Below are 17,220 nucleotides of genomic sequence, written 5' to 3'. Positions count from 1 at the left end.
TTCAGTCCGGGCACGGATGCTCATCGAGGTACCGTTGCACCTCCCGCAGGCGGGTGAGGGTCTTAGCCTTGAACGGCTGGTTCGGGGCCAGGCACAGGCGCTGGGCGGGCTCGACGCTGGTGCACCCGGCCAGCCGCAGCAGGGCGGCGATGAGCGGAACCCGGGCGTCGTCGGCGGTCTCCCCGGGGCAGCGGGCGAGGTCGATGGCAGTGCGCAGGGGGAGTGTGACCCGGAGGTCGGAGATGGTCTGCAACTGGTCCGCGGGAGCGCGGACCTCTCGGATCTGCAGCCGGGGTGAGGGCACCAGCTTCATCCGGGCGGACGTCTGCACGCAGAAGTGGTGACGGCGGGGCTCCGGGGCCAAACCGTAGATCCAGGCAGCGGTCAGTCGTTCCGCGATGGCCCGCGACGACCTGATCAGCAAGCCGACGGCACGGGCGCGCCCGGCCGGGTCGTCGACTACGTCAACCGGGCACCAGAAGTCGCCCAGCGGGAAGAGTTCCCCGTCAAGACGGGCCCCGCACAGTTCCGCGAGCGGCAGGTCGCGGGCCGAGAGCACTGCAGGAAGGCGTGAGTTCATCGACCAAGCGTGCGACCCGGTGCGCACCCGCCCCACGAAAAACGGGGATCTGTGGACAGATCCCCGTTCGTCGTGCTGTGGACGGCGCTTTACTGGCCGATGGCCTTCAGCCACGCCTTGCGGGTCTCGAGAGCCTCCGTGGCTTCCGTGATCGCCGCTGCGTCCCCACCAGCCTGCGCGACGGCCAGCTCGGCCTCAAGCTTGGCAATGGCATCGTGCAGCTGGCCGGCCAGACCCTCGGCGCGCGCCTTGGTCTCCGGGTTGTTGCGCTTCCAGTGGTCGTCGTCGAGCTTGCGCACGGCAGCCTCGACCTTGCGCATGCGGTCCTCGACGGACTTGACCGAGTCGCGCGGCACCTTGCCGATGTCGTCCCACCGGCGCTGGATGGAACTCAGCGCGGCGCGCGCCTTGGCCCGGTCCGTCTCCGTCAGCAGAAGTTCGGCCTCGGTGAGGAGCTCGAGCTTCAGAGTCAGGTTGCCTGCGAACTCCTCGTCGTCGTGCGCGTCGATTTCAGACTTGACCGAGTAGAGCACGTCGCCGGCCGCTTTGAACTTGGCCCACATCGCGTCGTCCTGCTTCTTTCCGCTGCGGCCCGCGAGCTTCCACTCGTCGAGGAGGTTGCGGTAGGCCGGGATACCATCGGCGCCCTTAGGTGCGAGGGCCTCGGCCTGCTCGATCAGGTGCTGCTTGCGGTTGCGAACGTCCTTGTGGGCGCTGTCCAGCTCGGCGAAGAACGCCTTGCGGTTCTGCTCGATCGTGGTTCGGGCCGCACGGAACCGCTTCCACAGGTCGTTCGCCTCACCCTTGGGGATACGCGGGGCGTCGTGCTGGTGGGCCTGCCACTTCGCGAACAACGCTTCGAGTGCGGCGCTGGTCTGCTTCCACTGCGTCTTGGCCGGGTCTTCGGCGGCGAGAGCCTCGGCCTCGGCGACGATCGCGGCACGCTCGGCGACGGCGGCGGTCGCTGCGGCCTTCGCGTCGGCACCCTGCTGTTCGGTGAGCTCCGTCACTGCGCCGCCGAGGGCACCCAGGCGAGCGGCCAGCGCTGCCAGGTTGCCGACCGCGTTCGCGTTCGCCACGGTCTCCGTCAGGTGCTTGACGGATTTCGCGATGTCGGCGGCAGGTGCGCCACCCTTGGCGCGCTGCTCGAGAAGCGTGACCTGGCCGTTGAGCTCAACGTATTTACGTTCGAAGTAGGCAAGTGCCTCTTCCGGCGTCGCGTCGGGGTACTGTCCGACGGCGCGTTCGCCTGTTGCTTCGCGCACGTAAACCGTGCCGGTTTCGTCTACGCGACCCCATGGTTGCTGATCTGTCGTAGTCAAGAGCCTCACCTTATTGATGTCGTTGTGTGCTCACAAGTGAGCCAATACCCGGTCAAGCCTATTGCAAGCCCGCGCGCTGTTTGTCTGTTCTACTGAACTGATACCTGAGTGATGCTGGTCGGAACCTGCGGGGTGCCGTCCGAAGAGCCGTCGGCAACGCCGGCATCCGTGATCTTGGCCTTGATATCGTCCAGTCCATCGGTCACCCGGCCGAGGACCGTGTAGCCGCCCACCGCGTCCGCGGGGATGGTCGTGTCCTCGTAGACGATGAAGAACTGGCTGCCCATACTGTAGGCGTTTCCGCCCTGTCGGGCCATGGCCAGGGTGCCGGCCGGGTACACGTCGCCCTCGGGGGCGTTCTCGATCGGACCATAGCTGTAGCCGGGGCCACCTGACCCCGTTCCGTCCGGGTCACCGCACTGCAGTACGAAGAAACCGCCGTCGGTGAGCCGGTGACAGGTCACGTCCTGGTAGAAACCGGTGTTGATCAGGTCGATGGTTGAGGACACCGCCTGAGGGGCGAGGGCTCCGTCCAGCTCGATCTCGAGGGGGATGTCGTTGAGGGCGAGGGTGCCTGTCCAGGCGCGGTCCTCCGCCAGGGTGCTGGACGGCACGTCGCCGGTGTTCCCGTCATCCGCCGGTGCGGCGGACGCGCTGGGGGAGTCGGAGGCGGCGGCGGAGGGAGCCGTGTCGCCGGGGCCCTCGGCGAAGAACAGAACCTGGGCGCCGACGGCCAGGGCCACAACCGCGACCACACCGACGCCGGCGATGAGGTTGTCCCGGCGGCGCCGTGTCACCTGCTGCGCATTCACCGCGCGCCGAGCCTGGAAGGCGCGCACTCGCACCCGACCCTCCCGGGCCTCACGTTCTTGCTTCTTGTTCGGTACCACGACGTAGCCTCCAGGCTGCCTCCGGAAGAGGCCCGATCGAGCAGTGACGGATCCGGCGTCTAGCGCCTGAACCACGTTGAACTCTACGCAACCCGGGGAGGGCAGACAAACATCCGCTCCGAGCAGCGCCGGATTCAGGATCGGCCCGGTCACCGGCACAAACTACGCTGGTTCCATGGTGGATTCACAACCGGGACTGCGCAGCGGCGCCACACCCCTTGCCGTGCGGATGCGCCCGACGAGCCTCGAGGAGGTCGCCGGCCAGAAGCACCTGCTCACACCCGGCTCCCCGCTGGTCAGCCTGGCCAGTGACAAGACGGGGGAGCAGGGCGCAGTCTCCGTCATCCTGTGGGGCCCGCCCGGAACCGGTAAGACCACCCTGGCTCAGGCCATCGCGCGCAGCTCGGGGCGACGGTTCGTCGAACTGTCCGCCGTGTCGGCCGGCGTGCGGGATGTGCGCCAGGTGATGGAGGAGGCACGCACGAGCCGGGACCTCTACGGACTCTCCACCGTGCTGTTCCTCGACGAGATCCACCGGTTCAGCAAGGCCCAGCAGGACGCCCTCCTCCCCGGGGTGGAGAACGGGGTCATCATCCTCGTGGCCGCCACCACCGAGAACCCCTCGTTCTCCGTCATCTCGCCGCTGCTGTCGCGTTCCCTGTTGCTGACCCTCGAGACGCTGAGCGACGACGATCTCGGCATCGTCGTCGACCGGGCCGTCGTCGACCCCCGCGGCCTGGCCGACCGATTCGTGCTCGACGCCGAGGCCCGGGCCGCGATCATCCGTCTCGCGTCGGGTGACGCCCGGCGGGCGCTGACTGCCCTGGAAGCCGGTTCGGTGGCCGCGGCGTCCTCCGTCGACGCGGAGTCTGCCGCCAAGCCGGTCATCACGACCGAGATCGTCGCCCTCGCCGTGGACCGTGCGCTGCTGCGCTACGACCGCAACGGCGATGAGCACTACGACGTCATCAGCGCCTTCATCAAATCGGTGCGCGGTTCGGACGTCGACGCGTCCCTGCACTATCTCGCGCGCATGATCGAGGCCGGCGAAGATCCCCGGTTCATCTGCCGCCGCATCATCGTGCTGGCCTCGGAGGACATCGGCATGGCCGACCCGCAGGCACTGCTGATCGCCATCGCGGCAGCGGACGCCGTGCAGTACATCGGCATGCCCGAGGGGCGTATCCCGCTCGCGCAGGCCGTCGTGCATCTCGCGACCGCACCCAAGTCCAATGCCGCCTATCTGGCCTTGGATGCGGCCATCGCCGATGTGCGCAGCGGCAAGACCGGCCGGGTACCCAAACCCTTGCGGGATGCCCACTATCCGGGCGCCAAACGCCTCGGCCACGGCAAGGGCTACAAGTACCCCCACGACGACGCCCTCGGCGTGCTCGCCCAGCAGTACCCGCCGGACGAGCTCACCGAGGTGCGCTACTACGAGCCGACCGAGCATGGGCACGAGCGCGAGGTGTCGGCCCGCCTCGCCAAGCTGCGGAAGATCATCCGTGCCCGGTAGGCGGCCCGAGCGTGACGCTGTGCTAGCCTGAACTGTGCCTACAACTGGAATCGGCATGCGGCTGCGTCCGATTTCAGTCTGGATGGGTTTCGCTCTGTAGCCGGGCGTCCCGTGGCACCACCCCTCTGAACTCCCATGACGCCGTGCCTGTGCGGTCAGACTCGCCGGCCCGCGCCCTGGTTTCCCCTTGTTTGCAGTTCCATCGAAAGGACACCGTGTCTACCAAGTCACGTACCCGCAGTAAGACCCGCCTCTCGCGGGCCCTGGGCATCGCCCTGACCCCGAAGGCCGCTCGCTACCTCGAGAAGCGTCCGTACGCACCGGGCGAGCACGGTCGCACCAAGCGCAAGACCGACTCCGACTACGCCGTCCGTCTCCGCGAAAAGCAGCGCTTACGCGCCCAGTACGGCATCCGCGAAGCTCAGCTCAAGATCGCGTTCGAGGAAGCTCGCCGCGCCCAGGGACTGACCGGTGAAAACCTCGTCGAGATCCTCGAGACCCGTCTCGACGCTCTTCTCGTCCGCTCCGCCATCGCCCGCACCACCGCTCAGGCCCGTCAGATGATCGTGCACCGTCACATCCTGATCGATGGCCAATTGGTCGACCGACCCTCCTTCCGCGTGAAGCCGGGTCAGCTCATCCACGTCAAGCCCAAGAGCGAAGCCATGGAGCCGTTCCAGGTTGCAGCAGCCGGCGGTCACGTCGACGTTCTGCCCAAGCTCCCCGCGTACCTCGAGGTCGAGATCGACAAGCTGCAGGCCCGCCTCGTGCGCCGCCCGAAGCGCATCGAAATCCCCGTGACGTGTGAAGTCCAGCTCGTCGTCGAGTACTACGCGGCCCGCTAAACTCGGTCCACCCGCACCGCCGGCAGGCGCTGCAACTGAACTACGCTGGAGAGCGGATCACCCGTGGGGTGGTCCGCTCTTTGCGTAGGCGCACCTGCTCGTGAATGCCGAATCTGGAATGGATGGTTGGTCAATGTCGGGTGGAGATATCGTCGGGCTCGTGTTTGCGGCTGCCTTCCTGGGGCTGGTCGGGTTCCTGGCCGTGCCGCTGTTCAAACTCGGCCGGGTCTTCGACGAGACGACCCTGGCCATCCGTGACCTGACCCACAGCGCCACGCCGCTGCTCGAAGAATCCACCAAGACCATCCAGGAGACCAACGCCCAGCTGGCCCGGGTCGACACCATCACCTCGAACGTGGCGGATGTCACGGGCAACGTCTCCGCGCTGGTCGCCCTCGTCGCGGCCACCGTCGGCGGACCGCTGGTCAAGCTCGCCGGCTTCTCCGCGGGGGTGCGAGCAGCCCTCGGGGGTGCCCACCCGGGCGGCACCCGTCGGCGCCTCAGGTAGTCGGGTACTCTGGGAGGGAGCCGGCCCCGTCTGGGATTCGCCGGTCAGGCGGTCGTTCGAGGCACTCGAACCGCCGGGAGCACCATCGTTTCAGCACCTATCTGGGTCTCCACACATATTCAGGGAGCATTGTCATGAAGAGTTTCATCTGGTTTGTCGTCGGCGTGACTACGGGGCTCCTGATTGCCCGTGAAGGCGGCAAGACGCGTCAGGGCAAGCAATTCTTCGCCGACCTCGACACCAAGGCGCGGGAATTCGGCGAGGCCATCTCGGACGGCTATCGCAAGCGCGAGGCCGAGCTGCGGGACGCCATCGGCGACATCGCGTCGGACACCGAAGGCGCGATCGACAACCTCGCCAAGTAAGTGACATCCCATCTTTTCCGCTACAACGAACTACGGAACTAATGCAGACTGCTGAAATTCGCGGGCGCTGGCTCGACTTCTTCGCCGATCGCGGTCACACCGTCGTCCCCTCCGCCTCGTTGGTCAGCGACGACCCCACACTTCTCTTCACGGTGGCCGGGATGGTTCCGTTCGTCCCCTATCTGACCGGCCTCGTTCCGGCGCCGTACCCGCGGGCCACGAGCGTGCAGAAGTGCATCCGCACCAACGACATCGAAGAAGTCGGCAAGACGCCGCGTCACGGCACCTTCTTCCAGATGAACGGCAACTTCTCGTTCGGCGACTACTTCAAGGAACAGGCGATCGGCTACGCCTGGGAGCTGCTGACCGGCGCCGAGGCCGATGGCGGCTACGGTTTCGCCGAGAAGGATCTCTGGGTCACCGTCTACGAGGACGACGACGAGGCTTGCCGCTACTGGCGCGCCCTCGGCCTGCCCGAGCACCGCATCCAGCGCCTCGGCATGGACACCAACTACTGGTCGACCGGCCAGCCCGGGCCCGCCGGCCCCTGCTCCGAAATCTTCTTCGACCGCGGCCCGGCCTACGGCGTCGACGGCGGCCCGGCCACCGACGACGACCGCTACGTCGAAATCTGGAACCTCGTCTTCATGCAGTACCTCCGCGGCGAGGGCACCAGCAAGAACGACTTCGTCATCCTCGGCGATCTGCCGAAGAAGAACATCGACACCGGCATGGGCCTCGAGCGCGTCGCGTTCCTCAAGCAGGGCGTGCAGAACATGTACGAGATCGACCAGGTCCGCCCGGTACTCGACCGGGCCGCTGAACTGTCCGGCCGCCGCTACGGGGCTGACAATGACGACGACGTGCGGATGCGCATCGTCGCCGACCACGTGCGGTCGTCCCTGATGCTGATGAGCGACGGAGTGATGCCGTCCAACGAGGGTCGCGGGTACATCCTGCGCCGCCTGATGCGCCGCAGCGTGCGCGCCATGCGCCTCCTCGGCGTCGACGCCGCGACCTTCCCCGAATTGTTCCCGGCCTCGCGCGATGCCATGGCCGGCGCATACCCCGAGGTCAAGACCGACTACTCCCGGATCAGCCAGGCCGCCTACGCCGAAGAGGAGACGTTCCTGCGCACACTCGCCAGCGGCAGCGCCGTGCTGGACCTGGCCGTCGCGAAGACCAAGAAGGCGGACCGGGCCGTCCTACCGGGCGACACCGCGTTCCTCCTGCACGACACCTACGGTTTCCCGATCGAAATCACCCTCGAGATGGCCGAGGAGGCCGGGCTCAGCGTCAACCGCGAGGCCTTCGACACCCTCATGGCCAAGCAGCGGGCGATGGCCAAGGCCGACGCCAAAGCCAAGAAGACGCACCTCGCCGACCTGTCGGTCTACAGCGCCTTCCGGGCCGTCGGGGAGACCGTCTTCACGGGCTACGACGCCCTCCGCACCGAATCCAGCGTGCTGGGGATCATCGTCGACGGATTCTCCGTGGACCGCGCCGTTTCCGGCGAGATCGCCGAGGTCATCCTGGCCGAGACGGCCCTCTACGCGGAATCCGGCGGCCAGGAGGCGGACGCCGGCCTGATCGTGGGCATCGGCTACGAGCTCGAGGTGCTCGACGTGCAGAAGCCCGTCAAGGGACTGATCAGCCACAAGGTACAGGTTCGCTCCGGCGAGGTCGGCGTCGGGGAGGCTGCGACCAGCGTCGTCGACCCCGACTGGCGCCGCGGCGCCCGGCAGGCTCACTCCGGCACCCACGTGCTGCACGCAGCCCTGCGCCAGGTGCTCGGCCCGAACGCCCACCAGTCCGGTTCGTATAACAAGGCCGGCTTCTTCCGCCTCGACTTCTCCTGGAACCAGGCGCTGTCCCCGGCGACCCGCAGCGAGATCGAAGAGATCTCCAACAACGCCATCCGTGACAACCTGCCCGTGCTCACCCGTGAGCTGCCGCTGGCCGAGGCGAAGGCGCTGGGCGCGATGGCGCTGTTCAGTGAGAAGTACGGCGACCGTGTGCGCGTCGTCGACATCGGCGGCCCTTGGTCGCGCGAGCTGTGTGCTGGAACCCACGTCACCTCCAGCGCCGAGATCGGCATGATCAACCTCGTCAGCGAGGGTTCGGTCGGTTCCACCAACCGCCGCGTGGAATCGCTGGTCGGCCTCGAGGCCTTCCGCGACCTGGCCGCCGAGCGGGCTCTCGTCTCCCAGTTGACCGCGAACCTGAAGACGCCCCGGGAGCAGCTGCCGGAGCGGATCAACGAGCTGGTGCAGAACCTCAAGGCCGCCGAGAAGAAGATCGCGGCGTTCGAGGCTCGGGCCCTCTCCGACAAGGTACCGGCCCTCGTCGCGTCGGCCGCGCTGGCAGGGTCCGTCAGCGTCGTGGCCGAGCACATCGGAACGCTCCACTCCGCCGACGAACTGCGGATGCTGGTCACGGCCACCCGAACCCAGCTCGGCAGCACGCCGGCGGTCGTGGCCCTCGCTGCTGTTGTCGCCGACAAGCCCGTCGTCATCGTGGCCACCAACCCCGCGTCCCGGGAGGCCGGCCATCGGGCCGGCGCCCTGGCGAAGCAGATGGCCGGCATCCTCGGCGGCGGCGGCGGCGGCAAGGACGACCTCGCTCAGGGCGGCGGCACCGACACTGCTGCCATTCCGGATGCCCTCGCCGCCGTACGATCCGCCGTAGCAGGCTGATCCATGCGTCACGGTGTGCGGGTCGGAGTCGACGTCGGTAAAGCCCGGATCGGGCTGGCCCGCAGCGATTCCCATGGCATGCTGGCGACCCCGGTCGAGACCGTGAGCCGCGACCACACGGGCAGCTCTGACGTGGCCCGGATCGAGGCCGTGGTGGCCGACCTCGACGCCGTCGAGGTCGTGGTCGGGCTGCCGCTCGCCCTCTCCGGAAACAGAACCGCGTCAACGGACGATGCCGTCGGTTTTGCCGAGGTCCTGGCCCGGTCCCTGAGCGTGCCGGTGCGCCTGGTCGACGAGCGCCTGTCCACCGTGGCGGCGCAATCGGTTCTGCGCGCCGCGGGGCGGAAGGCCAAAACCCAGAAACCCGTGGTCGATCAAGTCGCCGCGGTCATCATCCTGCAGCACGCCCTCGACACCGAACGCGCCCTCGGCACACCCGCCGGCACCGCCGTCGATCCCGTGCCCGAACCGCGTTCAGCCGCGATCTCCCCAGCTGCCGCACCGAATGAAGGGCAGCCGACACGATGACACCCTCTCCCGCCGATGGCAGTGGACCTCCGAGCGACCCGAGCGACCCGAGCGTCCCGAACGTCCCGAACGTCCCGCTGGGCTCCAGCGACTCGCTGGGCTCGCGCCGGGCCATCCGCGAGTCAAGAGAAGACGGCACCCGGTCGAGTCGTCGCGCTCTGCTGGACTCCGCACCGGCGCCGCGGAAGAGGAAGCGAAGCCGTCGGAGGGTCTGGGGCTGCCTGATCGTCCTCCTGGTGATGGTGGGCCTGGCCGGCGCCGCCGCCTTCCTTCTCCAGGAACCGATCGGCACGGTGATCGCCATGGTCCAGGGACCGGCGGACTACGACGGCTCCGGAGACGACGAGGTCGTCGTGATGATCCACGACGGCGAAACGGGTCAGGACATCGCGAACTCCCTGGTCGCCCAGGACGTGGTGAAGAGTTACGACGCGTTCTACGAGCTGCTCCGCGCGGAGGCCCCGGAACCGGTGTTCCAGCCCGGCGCCTACCGCCTGGCGAGCCAGATGAGCGCCCGCGCCGCCCTCGACGCCCTGCTCGACCCGGACAGCAAGCTCGAACAGACCGTGGTGATTCCCGAGGGGACCACGACCGTGTCGGTGCTCCAGCTGATCAGCGAGGGCACCAGCATCTCCCTGGCCGATCTCGAGGCCGCGGCCGCCGACGTCGGGCCCTTCGGTCTGCCGAGCGCGGCCACCACCCTCGAAGGGTTCCTGTTCCCGGCCACTTACACGTTCCCGCCGGAGACCACGGCGACCGAGGCCATCCGCACGCTCGTCGACCGCCAGTTCGAGGCGCTTGACGCGGCCGGCGTCGCACCCGAGAACCGCTGGAAGACCATCGTTCTCGCGGCCTTGATCCAGCGTGAGGCGGGGCTCACGGAGGACTTCTACCGGGTTTCCCGCGTCTTCCTCAACCGGCTCGACCCGGCGCAGTGGCCGAGTGGACTCATGCAGTCAGACGCGACCGTGGCCTACGGCACCGGGGCGACGGATCGGGTGAAGACGACGGATGCCGAGCGCGCCGACGCCGGGAACCCCTACAACACCTACGTGCACCCCGGGCTCCCCGCGGGACCGATTTCGAACCCCGGCGACGTCGCGATCGACGCCGCAGTGAACGCGGCCGACGGCAGCTGGTTGTACTTCGTGTCCTGGAACCTCGACACGGGTGAGACTATCTTCTCGACCACGATCGAGGAGCACGACGCCGCGGTCGACAAATGGCTGGCCTGGATGGCCGAACACCCCGAATACGGCTGAGTGCACCGAGTACCGCCGAAAGCCCCGAAGAGGACTGGGACCCGACACATGACTGAACCCGGAGCATCCACTCGGCACCTCGCGGTGCTGGGTGCGCCCATCGAGCACTCCCTCTCACCGGCCCTGCACCGCGCGGCCTATCAGGTGCTCGGCCTCGACTGGCGGTACGACGCCGTGCGGGTTCCGGCCGGCGGACTGCCGGACTTCCTCGCCTCCCTGGACTCCGACTGGCTCGGCCTCTCCCTCACGATGCCCCTCAAACACGAGATCCAAGCGCAGCTCGACGGCATCGACCGGGTCGCCGCCCAGACCGGCTCCGTCAACACGGTGCTAATCGGCGAGGCCGACGGCCGGCGCACGTTGCAGGGGTTCAACACGGATGTCACCGGCCTGGTTCGCGCCCTCGCCGACGCCGGGGTGCGGCGCGCGCCGCACGTGAGCCTGCTCGGCGCCGGCGCCACCGCGGCATCGGCCCTGGTCGCCGCGGCCGAACTCGGTGCGGAGCTGGTCGACGTGCTCGTGCGCACCCCGGCGAAGGCGGCCGATTTGGTCGAACTCGGCCGGAGCATCGGGGTGGTCGTCACGGTCTACCCGCTGAGCGACCTGCCCGACCCGGCGCGCGTTTGCGAACTGGTTATCAGCACCCTGCCCGGGGGCAGCGACCCGGGCGCCGAGTTCCCGGCCGGTCTGCGCCGCCGGGCGCTCCTCTTCGACGTGAGCTATTCCCCCTGGCCCAGCGCCCTCGCCCGGTCCTGGTCGTCGGCGGGCGGCACCGCGGTGTCCGGCGAGGGGATGCTGCTGCACCAGGCCCTGATCCAGGTGCGGATCTTCGTCTCGGGAGACCCGTTCGAGCCCCTGCCGGACGAGGACAGGGTGCTGGACGCCATGCGCGGTGCCCTGACCCGACGGGCTGTGACAGGATAGTGGTCATGCTTCGTTGGCTCACTGCCGGAGAGTCCCACGGCCCCGAACTCATCGCCATTGTCGAGGGTCTGCCCGCTGGAATCCCGGTCACTCTAGATGCGATCCGCCTCGATCTCGCGCGCCGCAAACTCGGTTACGGCCGAGGCGCGCGACAGAAGTTCGAACAGGACGAACTGAACATCTCCGGCGGCGTGCGCCACGGCCTCACCATGGGTGGTCCAGTCGCCCTGCGGATCGGAAACACCGAATGGCCCAAGTGGGCCGAGGTGATGAGCCCCGAACCGGTGGAAACCACCTCGGTGCGGGGCCGCGGCGCACCGCTGACCCGTCCGCGTCCCGGACACGCCGACCTGGTCGGCATGCAGAAGTACGGCTTCGACGAGGCCCGGCCGGTTCTGGAGCGCGCCAGCGCCCGCGAAACTGCGGCCCGCGTCGCTCTCGGCGCCGTCGCCCGGTCGTTCCTGGCCGAGCTCGGCATCACCCTGGTCAGCCACACCCTGTCGATCGGGCCGGTCCGGGTGCCCGACGACGCTCGGCTTCCCGAGCCCGGCGACGTCGACGCCCTCGACGCCGACCCGCTGCGCTGCTTCGACGCCGCCACCTCCGCCCTGATGGTGGCCGAGGTCGACCTGGCTCACAAGGAAGGCGACACTCTCGGCGGCGTCGTCGAGGTGCTGGCCTACAACCTTCCCCCGGGACTGGGTTCGTTCGTGCACTGGGACCGCCGCCTCGATTCACAGCTGGCGGCCGCCCTGATGGGCATCCAGGCCATCAAGGGCGTCGAGGTCGGCGACGGTTTCCTCACCACCACCCGGCGCGGCTCCCAGGCGCACGACGAGCTCGTGCAGGCCGACGGCCGAATCCAGCGGGTCAGTGACCGGGCCGGCGGCACCGAAGGCGGCATGAGCACCGGTACCGTCCTGCGCGTGCGCGCCGGGATGAAGCCCATCTCCACCATCCCGCGTGCCCTCCGCACGGTCGACGTGGCCACCAGTGAGGCCGCCCCCGCGCACCACCAGCGGTCGGACGTCTGTGCTGTGCCGGCCGCCGGCGTGGTCGCCGAGGCCATGGTCGCCCTGGTGCTCGCGAACTCGGTCCTCGAGAAGTTCGGCGGCGACGGGATCGCAGAGACGCGCCGCAACCTGGACTCCTACCTGGCCGACATGCCGGCGAACCTCCGGACGGGCGCGTCCAGCGACGCCTCCCTCTAAAGCCGCCGAAGACCTCTGATGGCCGCACCGACGCATCCGATCCTGCCGCTCGTCTTCATCGGTCCCATGGCCGCCGGCAAGACCAAGATCGGCCGACGTGTGGCGAAGGCCCTCGACGTGCCGTTCATCGACACCGACCACCGCATCGTCGACCTGCACGGGCCGATCACGGACATCTTCGAGCAGCACGGCGAGGAGCACTTCCGGGCGCTCGAACGCCAGGCCGTGGCCCTCGCCCTCACCGAGCAGGCCGTGGTCTCGCTCGGCGGGGGAGCCGTGCTCGACGGGGAGACCCAGGCCGACCTCGCGGAATGCTCCGTGGTGTACCTGAGCGTGTCCGCTCGCGCCGTCGGGGCACGCATCGGCGGAGCCAAACGGCCGCTGCTGAAGGGCGGTATCGCCGACTGGAAGCGCATCTACGCGGAGCGGCGCCCGATCTATGAGTCGCTGGCCGGCATCCGTTTCGACACCTCGCACCGTCCCCTGGACGCCATCGCTGATGACGTCGTGAAATGGACCAAGAAAAGATCATGACCGGAGCACCTGTGCCTGATTCCACCGAGCCCACCATTGAGCCCGCCACGAAGCCCACTACCACCGAGCCCGCCACCACCGAGCCCACCACCACTGAGCCCAGCACCACCGTGATCACGGTCGCGGGCGTCGACAGCTACCCCGTGCTGATCGGGCGCGGCCTCGTCGACGACGTCGTCGAACAGCTCGGCCCGACGGTGGCGAAGGTGCTCATCGTGCACACGTCCCACCTGGGGGCCCGCGCCGTCGCCCTGCGTGAAAGCCTGCTGGGCAGATTCGAGGTGCTGATCGCCGAGGTGCCCGACGCCGAGGCCGCGAAGCGCGTCGAGGTGGCCGCGTTCTGCTGGCAGGTCATGGGCCAGGCCGACTTCAGCCGCACGGATGCCGTGATCGGCTTCGGCGGCGGCGCCGTCACCGACCTGGCGGGCTTCGTCGCAGCAACCTGGCTCCGCGGGGTGCGACTCGTGCAGATCCCGACCAGCGTGCTCGGCATGGTGGACGCGGCCGTCGGCGGCAAGAACGGCATCAATACCGCCGAGGGCAAGAACCTCGTCGGAACCTTCTACGCGCCCGCCGCCGTCATCTGCGACCTGGACGTGCTCGACGACCTGCCGCGTAACGAGATCCTGGCCGGCTTCGCCGAGATCGTGAAGGCGGGCTTCATCCAGCTGCCCGAGATCCTCGACATCGTCGAAGCGGATGTCGCGGCCGTCACCGACCCGCACACCCCGCAGTTCCGGCGCGTGCTCGAACTCGCGATCGGGATGAAGGCCCGGGTCGTCGGGGAGGACTTCAAGGAGTCCGGCCTGCGCGAGATCCTGAACTACGGGCACACCCTCGGCCACGCGGTCGAGCACGCCGAACGCTACGGCTGGCGCCACGGGGCCGCCGTCGCCGTCGGCATGATGTTCGCGGCCGAGGTCGCCCGGCTGAGCGGCCGGCTCTCGGATGAGGCCGTCGACCGGCACCGCAGCATCCTCGAATCGCTTACCCTGCCGACCACCTATCCGGTCGGCCGCTGGAGCACCCTGCTCGCCACGATGCAGCGCGACAAGAAGACCCGCAGCGGCATGCTGCGGTTCATCGTGCTCGACGATATCGGTAAGCCGACGGTGCTCGAAGGACCGGACTCGTCGTTGCTTTTCGCCGCCTATCAGGAGATCGGCTCCTAACCGATCGCGCCGCAGCGGGGGGCTTAGGCTGATCCCCAGGCCGGGCACCCGGTCGCCCCTGACCAGAGCTGTTCGGAGGTTTCATGACGAGTCCGTGGATCGTCCGGTCGGCCGGTGATACCGGGAGTGGCTCCTTCGCGAACCTGGCGGCTGCCCACGAGGCCGCCGTCACGGAACGCTTCATCGGTCCGGGCGTGCGCAAACTGGTGCAGGAGTCCTGGCAACGGTCGCTCTCTCTCAGCCTCGATCCGCTCCGGCTCGCCCCGGAACACGAACTCAGCTCCGACGAGTTGCGCGAGTTGCGCGACCGGCATCCGCTGGCCGCCGTGCTCCCCGTGGTGCATAACCTGCTCATCCGGCATGCCTTCCACTCCGGCCTGATCGTGGCCATCGGTGACGAGTTCGGCCGCCTGCTCTGGATCGACGGTGACCGAAGCGTGCGGAGCAAGGCGGAGGGGATGCTGTTCGTCGAGGGGTCGGACTGGTCCGAGCGTCGGGTCGGCACGAGCGCGCCAGGCACGGCACTGGCCCTCGACCACGGAATCCAGATTCAGCGAGCCGAGCATTTCAACCAGCTGGCACATCCGTGGAGCTGCACGGCCGTGCCCATCCACGACCCGCATTCCGGCTCCATCCTCGGCGTCATCGACATCACCGGCGGCGACGAGGCCGTGGCCCCGCAGACCCTCCCGCTCGTGGAGGCGGCCGTCGCGGCCCTCCTGGAGGCGGAGCTGCGCATCCAGCGGCTGAGCGCCGCCTCTACTCCGCCCACGGTGGCCCGATTCTTCGGATCGGCGCCGCAGACCACTTTGGTGCGGTCGTCGCCGGCCCGGTTGGAGGTGCTCGGCCGAGACCACGGCCAGCTCGACTACGCCGACGGCCCGGTCGAGATCAGCCCCCGGCACGCCGAGATCCTCGCCCTGCTGGCGTGGAACCGGGCGGGCTCTCCGCCGACCGTTTGTCGCTGCTGCTCACCGACCAGGCCAACGCGGTCGACGGCCGAGCTGCAGCCCGACGGCTCCGCGACCGGTGCCCGCAATTTCCCGCAACGTTGAAGCAACATTCTCCTTCTTAGGCTCAAGGCCAGGTCCGCGTCCCGCGGTTCCACCCGACAACGTCGTCGACGAGGAGACATCATGACCGTCTATTCCAACCCCGGAACACCGGGCGACCTAGTGACCTTCAAGCCCCGCTACGAGAACTGGATCGGCGGCGAGTGGGTCAAGCCCGTCAAGGGCCAGTACTTCGAGGACATCTCGCCCGTCAACGGAAAGCCGTTCGCCGAGGTGGCCCGCGGCACCGCGGAGGACATCGAACTGGCACTCGATGCCGCGCACCGGGCCGCACCGGCGTGGGGGAAGACGTCATCGACCGAACGCGCCGCCGTGCTCAACTCGATCGCCGACATCATCGACGCGAACCTCGAACTGCTCAGCGTCGCCGAGACCTGGGAGAACGGCAAGCCGGTCCGCGAAACGCTGAACGCGGACATCCCACTCTGCTCCGACCACTTCCGCTATTTCGCCTCCGCGATCCGGGCCCAGGACGGCGACCACGCCGAACTGGGCGGGGACATGGTCTCCTACCAGTTCCACGAACCGCTCGGCGTCGTCGGGCAGATCATCCCGTGGAACTTCCCGCTGCTGATGGCCGTCTGGAAGCTGGCCCCGGCCCTGGCCGCCGGCAACGCGATCGTTCTGAAGCCGGCCGAACAGAGCGCCCCGCGGCGTGCGATTCCTGCTGCGCTCCCGACTGATGGAGTCGTTCGAGTAGCCTCTCCTCCACCGATCCCTCCCGGACACCGCCCTGTGCACGGCGGCCGCAACGGATGCCCGCACGGCCAGTCTGGGTCGCATGACTTCCCCACTTCGCGTCGAAGACGCTCCCCCCGTGACCACGACCGTCGAGGCGCGAGAACGCGTGGCCGATCTCATCGGTTACGCGATCAGCCGTCAGCTCTGGTTCATCCTGCTCGACGCCCGGGGTCGGCAGATCCCCCTGCTGATTCCCGTCGACGACATCCCGCTCCGTCCTGAACCCGGCGGCGCGGCCGTCTTCGCCGCCGCGGTCAACCGGCTCCTCTCCGTGCACGGGCCGGGTGGCAGCGTCATCCTCACCCTCGAACGCCCGGGCACCCAGGGGCTGACGGCACCCGACCAGGCCTGGGCCCGGGAACTCTCCGCCTCCTTCGGCAAGCTGGTGCGCATCACGGGCATGTTCGTCGCCCACGACGAGGGTGTCTGCGAACTCGTGGCGCCGGTCGGGTGAGCGGTGGCAGACTGGCACGATGATGGTCGACTATGAGTGCTTGATCGCCGGTGCCCCGTCGGTCGGCGTTCGGCTGAGCGGGAGGCCGGCGGATGCCTGAGCGCACCCTGATCCTGTTGCGGCACGCCAAATCGGACTGGTCGGGCGGGCAGGCCGACGTCGACCGCCCGCTGGCGGAACGCGGGGTGCGCCAGGCGCCGCGCACCGGGGAGTGGCTGGCCCACAGCGGCTACGCGATCGATCTCGCGGTCGTGTCCCCGGCGGAGCGCGCGCGGGCCACCTGGGACCTCGTCGCGGCCGAGTTCGACAGCGCCCCGCCGATCCATGTCGACGAAGCCGTCTATGCCGCCTCTGGCGGCGAACTGAAGGGCGTCGTCCGTGCGCTGCCGGACACGGTGCACGTCGTCGTCCTGGTGGGTCACAATCCAGGACTCGAGGATCTGGCCGGCGATCTCGCCGGCAGACCCGTGCCGCTGCCGACCTCGGCCGTCGCCGTGATCGGGTGGGAGGGTCCCTGGTTGCGAGCCGGCCGCACCCCGTTCGCCCTCCTGGCCCAGGGCCGGCCGCCCCAGGGGGAAGTCCCGCCTCCCTAGCGCACC

Annotated in this window: 17 protein-coding genes and 1 pseudogene; 15 read left to right on the top strand and 3 right to left on the bottom strand. The window is 68.7% G+C overall.

The window, feature by feature from the left end:
• Position 1 precedes the first annotated feature (1 nt).
• The 3 genes from E3O67_RS09025 to E3O67_RS09015 form a co-directional block, all read right to left on the bottom strand.
• Positions 2 to 580, bottom strand: coding sequence for a hypothetical protein (locus tag E3O67_RS09025; protein WP_134431026.1), 579 nt, complete (start codon positions 578 to 580; stop codon positions 2 to 4).
• Between the two features lie 89 nt (positions 581 to 669).
• Positions 670 to 1,902 carry a DUF349 domain-containing protein gene (locus E3O67_RS09020; protein WP_134431029.1) on the bottom strand — a complete coding sequence of 411 codons (1,233 nt, stop codon included), beginning with the start codon at positions 1,900 to 1,902 and terminating at the stop codon, positions 670 to 672.
• Between the two features lie 89 nt (positions 1,903 to 1,991).
• Complete coding sequence (locus E3O67_RS09015; RefSeq protein WP_134431032.1) at positions 1,992 to 2,792, bottom strand: peptidylprolyl isomerase; 801 nt, start codon at positions 2,790 to 2,792, stop codon at positions 1,992 to 1,994.
• A gap of 175 nt (positions 2,793 to 2,967) precedes the next feature.
• On the opposite strand from E3O67_RS09015, the gene E3O67_RS09010 reads away from it, so the two are divergent.
• The 15 genes and pseudogenes from E3O67_RS09010 to E3O67_RS08940 all read left to right on the top strand — a co-directional run bounded on the left by E3O67_RS09010 (position 2,968) and on the right by E3O67_RS08940 (position 17,214).
• Positions 2,968 to 4,308 (top strand): replication-associated recombination protein A, encoded by a 1,341-nt coding sequence (locus tag E3O67_RS09010; RefSeq protein WP_134431035.1) that lies wholly within the window; start codon positions 2,968 to 2,970, stop codon positions 4,306 to 4,308.
• A gap of 215 nt (positions 4,309 to 4,523) precedes the next feature.
• Positions 4,524 to 5,153, top strand: coding sequence for a 30S ribosomal protein S4 (gene rpsD, locus E3O67_RS09005; protein ID WP_104100497.1), 630 nt, complete (start codon positions 4,524 to 4,526; stop codon positions 5,151 to 5,153).
• A gap of 133 nt (positions 5,154 to 5,286) precedes the next feature.
• Positions 5,287 to 5,661 (top strand): DUF948 domain-containing protein, encoded by a 375-nt coding sequence (locus E3O67_RS09000; protein WP_135102499.1) that lies wholly within the window; start codon positions 5,287 to 5,289, stop codon positions 5,659 to 5,661.
• Positions 5,662 to 5,795: 134 nt separating this feature from the next.
• Positions 5,796 to 6,026: a hypothetical protein gene (locus tag E3O67_RS08995; protein WP_135102498.1), complete on the top strand. Its 231-nt coding sequence runs from the start codon at positions 5,796 to 5,798 to the stop codon at positions 6,024 to 6,026.
• 41 nt (positions 6,027 to 6,067) lie between these two features.
• Complete coding sequence (gene alaS, locus E3O67_RS08990; RefSeq protein ID WP_135102496.1) at positions 6,068 to 8,722, top strand: alanine--tRNA ligase; 2,655 nt, start codon at positions 6,068 to 6,070, stop codon at positions 8,720 to 8,722.
• Between the two features lie 3 nt (positions 8,723 to 8,725).
• Positions 8,726 to 9,250 (top strand): Holliday junction resolvase RuvX, encoded by a 525-nt coding sequence (gene ruvX, locus E3O67_RS08985; protein WP_174776816.1) that lies wholly within the window; start codon positions 8,726 to 8,728, stop codon positions 9,248 to 9,250.
• A complete protein-coding gene (mltG, locus tag E3O67_RS08980) occupies positions 9,247 to 10,512 on the top strand; it encodes an endolytic transglycosylase MltG (RefSeq protein ID WP_241982086.1) in 1,266 nt (421 codons plus the stop codon). Before ruvX ends, mltG begins: the two co-directional genes overlap by 4 nt.
• Positions 10,513 to 10,560: 48 nt before the next feature.
• Entirely contained in the window at positions 10,561 to 11,436 is an 876-nt protein-coding gene (locus E3O67_RS08975) for a shikimate dehydrogenase (RefSeq protein ID WP_135102494.1), read from the top strand.
• 5 nt (positions 11,437 to 11,441) lie between these two features.
• Complete coding sequence (aroC, locus tag E3O67_RS08970) at positions 11,442 to 12,647, top strand: chorismate synthase (RefSeq protein WP_135102493.1); 1,206 nt, start codon at positions 11,442 to 11,444, stop codon at positions 12,645 to 12,647.
• Between the two features lie 18 nt (positions 12,648 to 12,665).
• The gene (locus E3O67_RS08965; protein WP_174776815.1) at positions 12,666 to 13,181 is read left to right on the top strand and encodes a shikimate kinase; all 516 of its coding nucleotides are present in this window, start codon (positions 12,666 to 12,668) and stop codon (positions 13,179 to 13,181) included.
• Positions 13,178 to 14,353: a 3-dehydroquinate synthase gene (gene aroB, locus E3O67_RS08960; RefSeq protein ID WP_135102492.1), complete on the top strand. Its 1,176-nt coding sequence runs from the start codon at positions 13,178 to 13,180 to the stop codon at positions 14,351 to 14,353. Before E3O67_RS08965 ends, aroB begins: the two co-directional genes overlap by 4 nt.
• 83 nt (positions 14,354 to 14,436) lie before the next feature.
• On the top strand, positions 14,437 to 15,408 hold the full coding sequence (locus tag E3O67_RS08955; protein WP_135102490.1) for a GAF domain-containing protein: 972 nt from the start codon (positions 14,437 to 14,439) through the stop codon (positions 15,406 to 15,408).
• 81 nt (positions 15,409 to 15,489) lie between these two features.
• Positions 15,490 to 16,071: pseudogene (locus E3O67_RS17440) on the top strand (aldehyde dehydrogenase family protein); the annotation flags it as partial.
• A gap of 202 nt (positions 16,072 to 16,273) precedes the next feature.
• Positions 16,274 to 16,621: a hypothetical protein gene (locus tag E3O67_RS08945; RefSeq protein ID WP_135102486.1), complete on the top strand. Its 348-nt coding sequence runs from the start codon at positions 16,274 to 16,276 to the stop codon at positions 16,619 to 16,621.
• A 92-nt stretch (positions 16,622 to 16,713) separates the two neighbouring features.
• Entirely contained in the window at positions 16,714 to 17,214 is a 501-nt protein-coding gene (locus E3O67_RS08940; protein WP_135102485.1) for a histidine phosphatase family protein, read from the top strand.
• Positions 17,215 to 17,220: the final 6 nt, after the last annotated feature.

The sequence above is a fragment of the Cryobacterium sp. TMT3-29-2 genome (genome assembly GCF_004564305.1).
Classification (GTDB): domain Bacteria; phylum Actinomycetota; class Actinomycetes; order Actinomycetales; family Microbacteriaceae; genus Cryobacterium; species Cryobacterium sinapicolor.
This window is presented reverse-complemented; position numbering and strand designations above follow the sequence as displayed.

Coding starts and splice junctions, on each gene's coding strand:
- E3O67_RS09010 (WP_134431035.1), top strand. CDS start 2,968: ATGGTGGATTCACAACCGGGACTGCGCAGCGGCGCCACACCCCTTGCC.
- E3O67_RS08940 (WP_135102485.1), top strand. CDS start 16,714: ATGCCTGAGCGCACCCTGATCCTGTTGCGGCACGCCAAATCGGACTGG.
- mltG (WP_241982086.1), top strand. CDS start 9,247: ATGACACCCTCTCCCGCCGATGGCAGTGGACCTCCGAGCGACCCGAGC.
- E3O67_RS09000 (WP_135102499.1), top strand. CDS start 5,287: ATGTCGGGTGGAGATATCGTCGGGCTCGTGTTTGCGGCTGCCTTCCTG.
- aroB (WP_135102492.1), top strand. CDS start 13,178: ATGACCGGAGCACCTGTGCCTGATTCCACCGAGCCCACCATTGAGCCC.
- E3O67_RS08955 (WP_135102490.1), top strand. CDS start 14,437: ATGACGAGTCCGTGGATCGTCCGGTCGGCCGGTGATACCGGGAGTGGC.
- aroC (WP_135102493.1), top strand. CDS start 11,442: ATGCTTCGTTGGCTCACTGCCGGAGAGTCCCACGGCCCCGAACTCATC.
- E3O67_RS08965 (WP_174776815.1), top strand. CDS start 12,666: ATGGCCGCACCGACGCATCCGATCCTGCCGCTCGTCTTCATCGGTCCC.
- E3O67_RS08995 (WP_135102498.1), top strand. CDS start 5,796: ATGAAGAGTTTCATCTGGTTTGTCGTCGGCGTGACTACGGGGCTCCTG.
- ruvX (WP_174776816.1), top strand. CDS start 8,726: ATGCGTCACGGTGTGCGGGTCGGAGTCGACGTCGGTAAAGCCCGGATC.
- E3O67_RS08975 (WP_135102494.1), top strand. CDS start 10,561: ATGACTGAACCCGGAGCATCCACTCGGCACCTCGCGGTGCTGGGTGCG.
- alaS (WP_135102496.1), top strand. CDS start 6,068: ATGCAGACTGCTGAAATTCGCGGGCGCTGGCTCGACTTCTTCGCCGAT.
- E3O67_RS09025 (WP_134431026.1), bottom strand. CDS start 580: ATGAACTCACGCCTTCCTGCAGTGCTCTCGGCCCGCGACCTGCCGCTC.